The 11,525-nt window shown below is 42.0% G+C and carries 7 protein-coding genes; 2 read left to right on the top strand and 5 right to left on the bottom strand.

Annotated features, from left to right (window positions below; genetic code table 11):
* Positions 1-39: 39 nt before the first annotated feature.
* Positions 40-2,106: a serine/threonine-protein kinase gene (locus tag HC643_RS22775; RefSeq protein WP_038071852.1), complete on the bottom strand. Its 2,067-nt coding sequence runs from the start codon at positions 2,104-2,106 to the stop codon at positions 40-42.
* Between the two features lie 383 nt (positions 2,107-2,489).
* Here HC643_RS22775 and HC643_RS22770 point away from each other — a divergent pair, with 383 nt between their 5' ends.
* Entirely contained in the window at positions 2,490-3,722 is a 1,233-nt protein-coding gene (locus HC643_RS22770; RefSeq protein WP_038071853.1) for a pre-peptidase C-terminal domain-containing protein, read from the top strand.
* A gap of 64 nt (positions 3,723-3,786) precedes the next feature.
* Here HC643_RS22770 and HC643_RS22765 read toward each other — a convergent pair whose 3' ends face one another.
* From HC643_RS22765 to HC643_RS22755, 3 genes are all read right to left on the bottom strand, one after another.
* Complete coding sequence (locus tag HC643_RS22765; protein ID WP_038071854.1) at positions 3,787-4,830, bottom strand: WD40 repeat domain-containing protein; 1,044 nt, start codon at positions 4,828-4,830, stop codon at positions 3,787-3,789.
* Positions 4,831-4,986: 156 nt separating this feature from the next.
* Positions 4,987-7,089, bottom strand: coding sequence for a serine/threonine-protein kinase (locus HC643_RS22760; protein ID WP_038071855.1), 2,103 nt, complete (start codon positions 7,087-7,089; stop codon positions 4,987-4,989).
* A 181-nt stretch (positions 7,090-7,270) separates the two neighbouring features.
* Positions 7,271-8,326, bottom strand: coding sequence for a serine/threonine-protein kinase (locus HC643_RS22755; protein ID WP_038071927.1), 1,056 nt, complete (start codon positions 8,324-8,326; stop codon positions 7,271-7,273).
* A gap of 152 nt (positions 8,327-8,478) precedes the next feature.
* On the opposite strand from HC643_RS22755, the gene HC643_RS22750 reads away from it, so the two are divergent.
* Positions 8,479-9,057, top strand: coding sequence for an NADPH-dependent FMN reductase (locus HC643_RS22750; protein ID WP_038071857.1), 579 nt, complete (start codon positions 8,479-8,481; stop codon positions 9,055-9,057).
* A 73-nt stretch (positions 9,058-9,130) separates the two neighbouring features.
* Here HC643_RS22750 and HC643_RS22745 read toward each other — a convergent pair whose 3' ends face one another.
* The gene (locus HC643_RS22745) at positions 9,131-11,365 is read right to left on the bottom strand and encodes a glycoside hydrolase family 57 protein (protein WP_038071859.1); all 2,235 of its coding nucleotides are present in this window, start codon (positions 11,363-11,365) and stop codon (positions 9,131-9,133) included.
* Positions 11,366-11,525 lie beyond the last annotated feature (160 nt).

Raw genomic sequence — 11,525 nt, 5'->3', positions numbered from 1 at the left:
AGCTTTAAGCAGAATGCTCAAAGCTCCATTCCCAGCATATCACTTTAACCCCGATATGTATAAATCCTCTAAAGACGGCAACTGCCAAACTTTAATAACGTTGTCAGCACTACCACCGCTAGCAATTCTTTGTCCATCTGGGCTGATAGTTACAGAGTAAATATAACCAGAATCCTTCTTTAAAGTCTCGATCTCTTTTCCATTTGCAGAATTCCACAGTTTAATTGTATTGTCACTACTACCACTTACAAGGATTGCTACGTTCGAGCTTTTGCTATAAGCTGTAGTTGGCAGAAAAGCAACAGAATTGACTTTATCAGAATGTGTTGTTAAGGTATGCGTCACATCTCCTGTTGCGATGTTCCATAGTTTAATTGTTTTATCTTTACTACCACTGGCAAGAGTGACACCATCTGGACTAAAGGCAACAGAAAGAACGTAGTCAGTATGTCCCTTAAATGTACTAACTTCTTCACCTGTTAATACATTCCACAGTTTAATTGTCTTATCCCAACTTCCACTTGCAAGAGTCATACCATCGGGACTAAATCTCACAGACGCCGTTGCCTTTGTGTGCCCTTTTAGGGTACGAATTTCTTTTCCCGTTGTTAAATCCCACAATTTTACAGTTTTATCCAAACCTCCACTCGCAAGAGTTCTGCCATCTGGGCTAAAGGTAAGTGACGAAACTCCTCCAGAATGCCCCCCAAGAGTGGTCATTTCTTGTCCTGTTTCTAAATTCCACAGTTTGATGGTACTGTCTGCACTACCACTGGCAAGAGTTTTACCATCTGGGCTGAAGGCAACAGCCCAAATCCATTGAGAGTGACCTTTGAGAGTGAAGGTTGTCTGTCGAGTCGCAAGGTTCCAGATTTTTATTGTGCGATCGTCACTTGCACTAGCAAGAGATTGTCCATCTGGAGAAAAGGCTACAGAGTTAACATCACTGGAGTGACCTCGGAGCGTATCTGGTGAGTGAGAACTTTGAACAGTTGTGTTGCTTGGCTGACTGACACTAGAAGATTGAGTCACTCCAGGTGAATAAAAAAGATATACACTTATTCCTATCAATCCCAACAGAACAATCCCAGCACCTGTAAACAGTGGATATCTTAGCTCGAGAGTCGATTGCGGTGAAGGAAGCAACTGAGATTGTGATGAGTTAGCCGCAAGTAGGGTTGAAGGTAGTGGTGGTGAAAGCTGTGATAAATCTCTGAGGACTTCCTCTGCTGCTTGATATCGCTTTTGAAATTCTACTTTTAAAAGTTTATCGAGAACCTTGCTTAACTTGGAACTGAGCGTTACTTCTCTGCTACTGGGTTTTTTGAGATATCGCTGCCAATCATTCACCCAACTAAAGCCGTGTTGCAACCAAAGTTTAGACGGAGAAATCCCTGTCAGGAGATGGAAGCAAGTTGCACCCAAGCTAAACAAATCGCTTGATGGGTAAGCTTTTCCATCTTCCATCTGTTCAATAGGGGTATAACCATGGGAACCAATAGTTGTCCCAATTTTAGTTTGTACTGTTACCGATAGTTGCTTTGAGGCTCCAAAATCAATTAGCACCAATCGCCCATCACCATAGCGGCGAATAATATTTTGCGGCTTAATATCTCGGTGGATGACTCCTTGTTTGTGGATAAACTGGAGCACAGGTAATAAATCTAGTAAAAGTTCACGAATGTTACTTTCACTATAAGTTCCCACTTGTTGCAATTCTTTGGATAAATTCTGACCATCGATATATTGTTGTACTAAAAATAGATAATTATTCTCCTCAAAATAAGCCAATAAATGGGGAATTTGATTGTGTTCTCCGAGTTGCTGCAATCGCTGTGCTTCTTCTTGAAATAGCTGAACTGCTTTTTTTAAAGCACTTGTTCCTTGAATTTTTGGTGCAAACTGCTTGACTACGCACAATTCTTTCAACTTATCTATGTCTTCAGCAAGATAAGTTCTGCCAAATCCACCTTCATCAGACAATACTTTGATAACACGATAACGATTCCTTAGCAGCGGTACTAATGGTGTATCGCAGCTAGAGCACAGCGTGCTATCCTCAGGATTTAGGGGACTCAGACAATCGGGATTCAGGCAGCAGAGCATACTGGGAATCCATAAGTGGACAGTTTGGGTTTAAGGAAAAAATATCGAAGATTGATACCAGACATCTCCATAAATTCATTTGCATCGTCTACTATTTTCGTAGTGACGTGCCATGTCATTCTCTACATTAGTTTTTCCATATTTTGATGGTAACATCTTCATCTGTTAAGAAAGATACGAAAGCTTCTTTAATATAGATAAACAAAAGCATCTCTAGTGTAAAGATTTATAGAAGTTGTGTTTTTGATGTTTTTTTAGGTACCAAGCAACAGTAATCTATATCAGTAAATCAGCAGATTAACTAAAGTATTTTGTTGGTGAAATATAGTACGGTGTCAATCTACCCTGAGTACAATGTTTCAATCAACAGGAGTAGCCCAAAGATGGTAGAAACAAGCAACAAACAACTTGCCAACCCATTAAAATTGGTTTTATGTGGTTGCATGAGTAGTAGTTTGTTGATTACAAATTATGCTTTTCCAATCGAGGTCTTAGCAAATGACCTACACTCAAAACCCTTTTTAATTGCCAAACCTGCCGATGAGAGACAACCAGTCGCTGTAGAAAAAGGAATTGAGCAAATTCCGGTAGCCGAACAATCGGTACCCCGACAAGCAAAAGAACCTATTGAATCACCTCTACCTCCAGATGTAACTTCCAACTCTGTAAATTCCACCCCAAAATCCAATCCTTCTGAGACTGGAACGGTTTCAAAACCGACCGTCTCGACGACACCAAAGCAACCCTCTAACACTAACACAACTGCCACTTCACCTGGCACGGGTGTTGCTATTCCAGTACCAAGCCCTTCAGGCGATCGCGCCACACCTTCACGACAGGGTAACCCGACACCCACGCGCCCAGCAAGCGCCAAGCCAACAACAACAGCTTCTTCATCTGTTTCCCCATCCAGAACACCAAATTTTCAAGAAATTAACTTTGTAGATATTGCATTCGGTGTTTTGGCTCCAGGAGATTATCAATCACAGGGTAGATATTACCGCTTCTACCAGTTTGAAGGTAGAGAAAACCAACTGGTTCAAATTAGGCTAAGTGGTAGTGCAGATCGGCGTCGTACAAACAACTTGAATCTAGACCCCTTCATGTTTTTGCTCGATTCTAATAATAACGTGCTTTTGACTAGAGGGAGTGAAGAGGTGAATCCTCAAGGAGTCAAAGACGCATTTATTTTTGTCCGATTGCCAAGAACGGGTCACTACACGATCGCTGTTACCAGTCGCAATCCTGGAGATACGGGGCGATACAGTTTGGCTCTGAGAAATGATAGAGCGAGTTACAGTCTCGATCGCTCCGAAGAATTAACCCAGAACAGCCCAATTCAAAGAAAAAGTGGCAGCCCTTATAATGTATCGAAGTTTCAGGGTAAAAAAGACCAACTTGTGAGCATACGTGCTGACAGTGTCTTTGAACAGTTTTCCCCTTACATTGTCTTGTTGAATTCCCAAGGAAAAATTGTCGCTACAGACAATAACAAGAATGGAAGGTACAGTGCATTGATTGACCGAGCCAAGTTACCTGAAGATGGTACGTACTATGTAGTTGTTATCTCAGCAAATCCACGAGAACGAGGTACTTATCGGTTGACCGTGTTTTAGAGGATCGGGAGTAGCGGGACAAGGGGGAAGAACTAATCCCCAACCCAAACTCGCCAATTCCTTTTCACTGAACCAACCGCCAAATCTTAACTGTTTTATCAAAACTCCCACTAGCAAGAGTTTTACCATCCGGACTAAAAGCAACAGACCAAACTCTATCTGTGTGTCCCGTCAGTGTATTTATGACCTGTCCTGTCGCTAAATTCCAAACTTTGATTGTTTTGTCCCAGCTACTGCTAGCAAGAGTCTTGCCATCGGGGCTTATAGCAACAGACCAAACTCTATCTGTATGTCCTGAGAGTGTATGTATTTCTCTTCTGGTGTTGAGATCCCAAATTTTGATAGTTTGATCCCAACTGCCACTGACCAGTTTTTGATTATCAGAGCTGAATGCAAGGGAATAAACAGCATCAGAATGCCCTGAAAGAGTTTGGATCTCTTTTCCTGTTGACGTATTCCACAGATTGATGTTATTGTCAAAATAGTTACCACTAGCCAAAATTTTACCATCCGGGCTAAAGGCAACAGCGTTAACAACGTCGCCGCTCCCTTTAAGAGTGCGAATTTTTGCTCCTGTGGCTGAGTTCCACAAGTTAATACTTTGATCCCAGCTTCCACTTGCTATAGTTAGACCGTCGGGGCTAATGGCAACAGACTGTACTGAAGCTAAATGTCCCCTGAGAGTGCGTATCTCTTGTTGAGTACTGACGCTCCAGATTTTAACGGTTTTGTCAGTGCTTCCACTAATAAGCATTTTGCCATCAGGGCTAAAGGCGACAGAATTAACCCAATCAGAATGACCTCTGAGAACGCCAATCGCTTCTCCAGTCATTAAGTTCCATAACTTGATAGTTTTGTCCGCACTGACACTAGCAAGCGTGTGTCCGTCAGGGCTAACAGCAACTGCCAAAATTGAATTAGTGTGACCTTTAAGAGTGAAAGCCTCAGTAAACTTTAAGAGGGGTTTGGTTTGAGCTTGGCTGGGTTGATAGGACGCACTGGTTGCTGCAGGAGGTGATGGCCAATACCACATTCCTGCAAATCCCAAAAGCGCGATCGCCGCACCAGTCATAACTTTAATGTTTGTGTCAGTTATTTTTAAAGACATTGCAAATTCCACGTTACGCTGCTTTTATATTGCTCCGATATTAAGATCGGAGACATCTTACTTTTTTGGGAATATGATGTAGTTACCGATTGGATCGGTAGGATTCCGGATTTCTTAACACAGTTCCATATTAGTAAGAGTGACGTAGTCAAAAAATTAACGAGAAACTCGCCAAATCTTAATAGTGTTATCCTCACTACCACTGACAAGAGTTTTTCCATCTGAACTAAAGGCGATGGAAAGAACACTATCAGAGTGACCTAGCAGAACGCGAATTTGCTGTCCCGTATCTAAATTCCACAATTTGATAGTTCTATCCAAACTGCTACTAGCAAGGATTTTGCCATTTAGACCGATCGCAATAGAGGTTATCTTATCGGAATGACCAAATAAAGTACGAATTTGCTCTCCGGTTTCCGGATTCCATAATTTGATAGTTTTGTCAGAACTTCCACTAGCAAGGATTTTACCATTTGGGCTGATTGCAAGCGCAGTCACTTTACCCAAGTGTCCTTCTAAGGTACGAATTTGCTCTCCGGTTGCTAAATTCCATAACTTAATTGTTTTGTCATAGCTACCACTAATCACAGTTCTACCATCGGGACTAAAAATGACAGACCGAACCGAGTTAGAATGTCCTACTAGCGTGCTTATTTCTTCTCCTGTTACTAAACTCCAGAGTTTAATAGTGTTGTCATCACTGCCAACTGCAAGAACCTTACCATCTTGACTGAGGGCAAGAGCACGAACTGAGTTGGAATGCCCTGTAAGTGTACGGACTTCTTGACCGGTCGCCAGGTTCCAAATTTTAACAGTTTTGTCCTCACTTCCACTAGCAAGAGTTTGTCCGTCTGAGCTAATAGTCAGGGAGTTTACTGTACTACTGTGACCGTGTAAGGTCGAGATTTCCTGTCCTGTTATTAAACTTAATAGTTTAATTCCACTCTCGCTGTTACTGGCAATCGTTTTTCCATCTGGGCTAATAGCAACAGTTAAAATGGGGTGGGAATATCCGGTTACAGTTGAGACTAGAGAAAAACGACCTAGCGGGGATAGCTCGCGAGTTTTGACAGTGACATCTCGATTCGCTATGTTGCGATCGGGTTGACTGATACTAGAAGATATTTTGATTTCAAGACGGCGAAATTGCTTGTACCAAAACTCTCCCGAACCCAACACTAATACAGCTGTTCCTGCAAGGAGAGAATTTCTGAGAAAAATGTATGGTTTTGGTTTTGATGGTGCTTGAGTAGGAGGTACAACGACAGAAGGAGTAGGAGCACCCGCAGGATGCAGTGGTGGTAGTATTTGCTGCTTTAATGTTAAATCTACTATAGCTTCATCAGCAGATTGGTAGCGCTGCTGAATATCTTTTTGCAATAGTTTATCCAACACCCGCTCTAAATCCTGGCTTATTGGACTTTTGACATATTCTCGCCAATTCTTAACCCAGGCATATCCGTGTTCGGTCCATAATTTAAAAGGAGAAATTCCAGTTAGTAAATGAAAGCAAGTTGCGCCCAAACTAAACAAATCGCTAGCTGGATAAGCGTCACCATCTCTAATTTGTTCAATGGGGGAATACCCTTGCGAACCAATGGAAGTTCCCATTTTCATTTGTACTTTTGCCGTGAACTGCTTTGCAGAGCCAAAGTCAATCAGAACCAAACTGTCCATTTTCTTGGCTTTAGTGGAAGTATGATGAAAAACTTTTCCTGTTGTTGTTTGAGAAGTTCGACGACGGATAATATTTTGAGGTTTTATATCTCGGTGAATCACTCCTCGCTCATGTATAAATTTCAGAACGGGTAGTAAGTCTAACAAAATTTCTTTAATTTCTTGAGAGTTATACGCTCTCCGTTGTTGTAACTCTTTTAACAGGTTTTGCCCGTCTATAAATTGCTGAACCAAATATAAATAGTTATCTTGTTCAAAGTAAGCTAACAGAGTGGGAATTTGAGGATGTTCTCCCAGTTCCTGCAATCTTTCAGCTTCTTTTTGAAACAACTCCATCGCCTTCTTTAGCGCCCAATTTCCTTGGACTTTAGGAGCAAGTTGCTTGATAACACACAGTTCATTTAACTTATCAATATCTTCTGCTAAATATGTTCTACCAAATCCTCCTTCATCAGACAGTACACCTGTAACGCGGAAGCGATTTCGTAACAAATGAACTAGTGGGGTGTTGCACGTTTGGCAAAACGTCCTTCCACTCTTGTTCAGGGGATTTGGGCAATCAGGATTGAGACAGCAGATCATCACCAAAAGGACGCGATTGCGTAATAATTTATGCTAAATTATCCCTGAATTTTTTATAAGGATTAATTATCCTCTATCTTATACGAAATCTCTGTTGAAAAAAATTTGAATCTCATAACATTTTATAAATGTTATTGGTTGGTAGTAAGCGGTATAAAAATGGCAACTACTAATTACTAAACTAATCACTTACCATTCTTGCTTTTAACTTTGTTTGCCAATCGCGAATCGCTCTTGCAGTTTTTTCTGTAGGCGTCAAGTATTCTGGTTCTTGGCTGGTAGTGCGATCGTTAACTCCCAATCTTTGAGTTGTTAAACAGTCAGTCAAGGAGGGCAAATGGTTTTCCATCTCCAAAGCCCAAATAACATCATCAACTGATTGGAATCGCTCTTCTAAGGAAAGTTTAAGCATTCGCTCTAGAATTTGAGCAAAATAAGCGCTAATATTGACCTCTTTTTGCCAATGAATTTCGCCTGTTTTGATGTCGTACTCAAACTCTAGAGGTAATTTTTCAGTCAAAAGATAAAGACAAGTTACACCTAGTGCGTAAATATCACTGGCATAAACCGGACGCAAAGAAAGTTGCTCTGGTGGAGCAAATCCCATCGTTCCAATAAAATTGGTATTTACTGGTGCATCCGTTGGTGTTCCATCTTTTAACACCAACTCTTCCTTAACAGCACCAAAATCAATAAGCACTAAACGTCCGTCATCTTGGCATCGCAGTAAGTTATGAGGTTTGATATCTCTATGAATGACATGATTGTTATGTACGTAGCGCAATACTGGCAGCAATTCTCCCAAAAGTTTTTTCACTGCCTCTTCACTATATAGACCAGTTCGATGAACTTCTTGTGCTAAATTAAAACCTTTAACATATTCTTGAACTAAATAAAATTCCCCACTGACTTCAAAGTAGTCTAAAAGCATGGGAATTTGAGAGTGACTTCCTAATTGAGCCAATGTTTTTGCTTCTTTTTCAAAGCGATAGCAGGCACGTTTCCAGCTCTTAACATTGTCAACTTTTGGACAAAGTTGTTTAATCACACAGAGTGGTTGTCCTGGTAACACTGCATTCCTGGCTAAGAACGTGACACCAAAACCACCTTTCCCTAAAATCCTCAGTATTGTGTAGCGATCGCGAAATAGCTGTTTAGTACCGCACAGTTGACCCAGCTGAGTCCGTTGTAAAATTTCAGCATGGGACTTAAGTACTTCTGGTGAAGAGCCGTTCATCAGATTAAAAGGGAGTTGAGGTAAAACATTCATTATACGCGTTTTTCTAATTCGTCAAAAAGATTTTTCTACAAATAGTAAAATTTAGGAGTATAATCTCATCGGAACAATCTGTCCAACCACTCTCATTGAAATCAAGATAACCAGTAGCTATGGCATATACACCGAAAATACTGGCTTTTGCTGGAAGTACCCGCACTGATTCTTACAATAAAAAACTTGTAAAAATTGCGGCGACTGGTGCTAGAGCAGCAGGTGCAGAGGTAACTTACATTGATTTACGCGACTTGCCACTACCTCTTTTTGATGAGGATTTGGAAGCTCAAGAAGGTTTACCAGCAAATGCCAGAACATTGAAGGATTTGTTCATTTCTCATCAAGGACTATTGATTGCTTCACCGGAATACAACAGTTCTTTAACAGCAGTTTTAAAAAATGCCATTGACTGGGTATCTCGTCCTTCGCCTGATGAAGCTCCATTAGCTGCATTTGCAGGAAAGGTGGCTGCTATTATGAGTGCTTCGCCAGGTGGACTCGGTGGACTGCGGGGATTGGTACACCTGCGAGCTATCTTGGGAAATATCAAAGTCTTGGTACTTCCGGATCAAGTTGCTTTACCTAAAGCTTACGAAGCGTTTGATGTTGATGGCAATTTAAAAGACTCCAAACAACAGGAATCTATTGAAAAATTAGGTGAAAACGTAGCCAATATATTATTCAAACTCAATTGACTGAATACAGGAACAGAAGGCATTCCCAGGCGGAGCCTGGGAACGAGGGAGAGGAGGCGTTTCTTGATAACCTCTAAGGTACTTCAATGGGAATCAAAGCATTCTCTGGAAAGTAGGCGCAGTAACTCCCTTCATCCGCAAGAACCAACACCAAGCGCAAGGCATAATCTGGTGGAATTTGCAAATCTGCCCAAGGCACTGCTATCTCCAAACAATTGTTTAGAGCAACTTGCGCTCGACTGAAGCGGGGATGCCATTGATAGTGTTCTCCTGCTTCGCGAAAATAAGTTGACTGGGTCAGCAAATTAATTCCCAAATGATGGTGGAACAGGTAGTTCACTGGTGCAATATCGGGAACTTCAGCTAGGGGAACTGGGCTGTTATTCATGGGTTGGTCTGGATAAAACCACAGTAAATTCAATTCCGGTGGCAAATCTTGCCCTGGTTTTACACCTGTTTTAAAGTCTACCCGTAAATAAAAATTGAGGTGATCTACTCCATACCAAAGTCGTTGAATGGGGCTGCTGCTGTGCATTGTACCCCTTGCTCCACCGATTTCGATACGTCCGGCTTTGTCCCAGTCTTGCTCATCACCTTTACCATCAATGACGGGATGGATAAAACTTTCCGGTCGGCGATCTGATAGTGCTTCGTGGTTTTCTACTGGTTGACGAAGATATGAGGGGATGGGTTCATTTAAAGCTTTGTATATGCCATACAAATGCTCTCGAAACAGGCGATCGAAAATAGCATCGTGATTTGAAGAATGCCCTACACCAAACCACCAAAACCAGTCAGAACCTTCTGCTGCGTACAAAGCTTCCCATGCTTCGGGATTATTTTCTTCTGTTGCTTCTGGGTGACTGGCTAATGTTAGCCTAGCGTGTGTTAAGTAATCCCAAGCACGGTTTTTCGCAGGATCGCCAATCCAAGTCGTAAAGCTACCATCAACCCAAGAACCACTGTGCAGTTTTTCTCCTGGTATGGTTGCTCTTGGGGGAAACTTTTCGATAAATTCTGAGACAGTGACCAGTTTTAGGTGTGGTTCGTCTGTAAAATTCTGGTACAGAGCTTCTAAGAAGGGTTTGCCATCTTCAGGATAAAATTCCCAGCAATTTTCACCATCTAGAGCAATGGTAACCAACCAAGGTTGTTCTGGTTGTTTTTCTCTTTGCATCCGCGCAATCGCTTGTAAATGCCCTACCAAATCTGCTGCTGCTTGTTTGGGAGACATTGCACCATAGGTAAAGCCAATTAAATCTGATAATCTGTGATCTCGAAACACGATCGCCAAATCCCCCACTGGAGTTTGCAAGCGATATGGTTGGTACAGCAATTCTGGTTCTTTAACATTACCTGCTCCATCGCGATGGAAAAAGTGTTTTAGGGTCCATCCCAAAACAGCTTCATCTGAGCAAATCCACTTAAAACCTTGATTAATAATATACGGTAAGATTTCCGGGCTCACTGACTGTTCTGAGGGCCACAAACCACGCGGTGCCTGCCCAAATCTGTCAACGTACAAATCCCACGCTTTTTGCAAATGCCGGGGAATATCTTCCGCCCACTGAAACCGAGCCTCTGGTAGTGTCATATTAGGCACCGCTACACGTCCGGAGTTGGTATCAGCTAGCAAGGGTAAGATAGGATGAGTGTAGGGCGATGTTGTGACTTCCAACTGACCCGTTTCCTGCATTTTCCGGTGAGTAGGGACAATTCTCCTGAGAATTTCTCTCTGTTTGGAGTAAATTCGCTGGCGATCGCCCAGAGTAAAATTCTTACCTCGCTTCAACCAAGCCGCAATCTCCGGATCGTCCCAAAACAGAGGATCTATCCACGCTAAATTGTGCCAAGCTAACAAATCGCTGTAATCCTGCAATTCCCAATTAGCAAAACACCAAGATTGTCCTTTATTCTGTCGTTGATAGTACAACTCGGCATAGCGGGGATGTGGGTCGATCAAATGGTGGTGATTGGCATCAAAAAAGTGTTGTATAATAAAATCTCGTTGTGTGTCAGTGAGTTGTTCAACTGGTGTCAAACTCACTTCCAAATAAGGGTCAAAAGCAGTGCCAGCAACGTAATCTTCCAGTTGCAAAATCAGAGATGGCACCAAATTCACCGTCTGGTGCAACTTGGGATAGCGTTCCAAAATCAGAATTAAATCCAAGTAATCCTTAGTACCGTGCAAACGCACCCAAGGCAAACGATATTGTTGGGAATTTGATAGCGAAACGCCGCTGTCAGGAGATTTATACAGCGGCTGGTGTTGATGCCAAATAAAAGCGACGTAAAGGGGATGAGACATAGGTGATTGAGGATTGGGAATGGGGAATTGTTATTAGCAATATGGGGTTCTAACTCATTAGCCTACTACATAGGTCACGACACATTTAAGTCAACCCATCCAGCTCTTATGACAATCAATAACCAATCCTTCCCAGTCGCCAATCTCCAATCCCCAGTCA

Origin of the sequence: Tolypothrix bouteillei VB521301 (assembly GCF_000760695.4) — a bacterium.
In the GTDB taxonomy this organism is placed as follows: domain Bacteria; phylum Cyanobacteriota; class Cyanobacteriia; order Cyanobacteriales; family Nostocaceae; genus Scytonema; species Scytonema bouteillei_A.
Note: the sequence above shows the minus strand (reverse complement) of the source record. Positions and strands in the feature narration are given on the sequence as shown.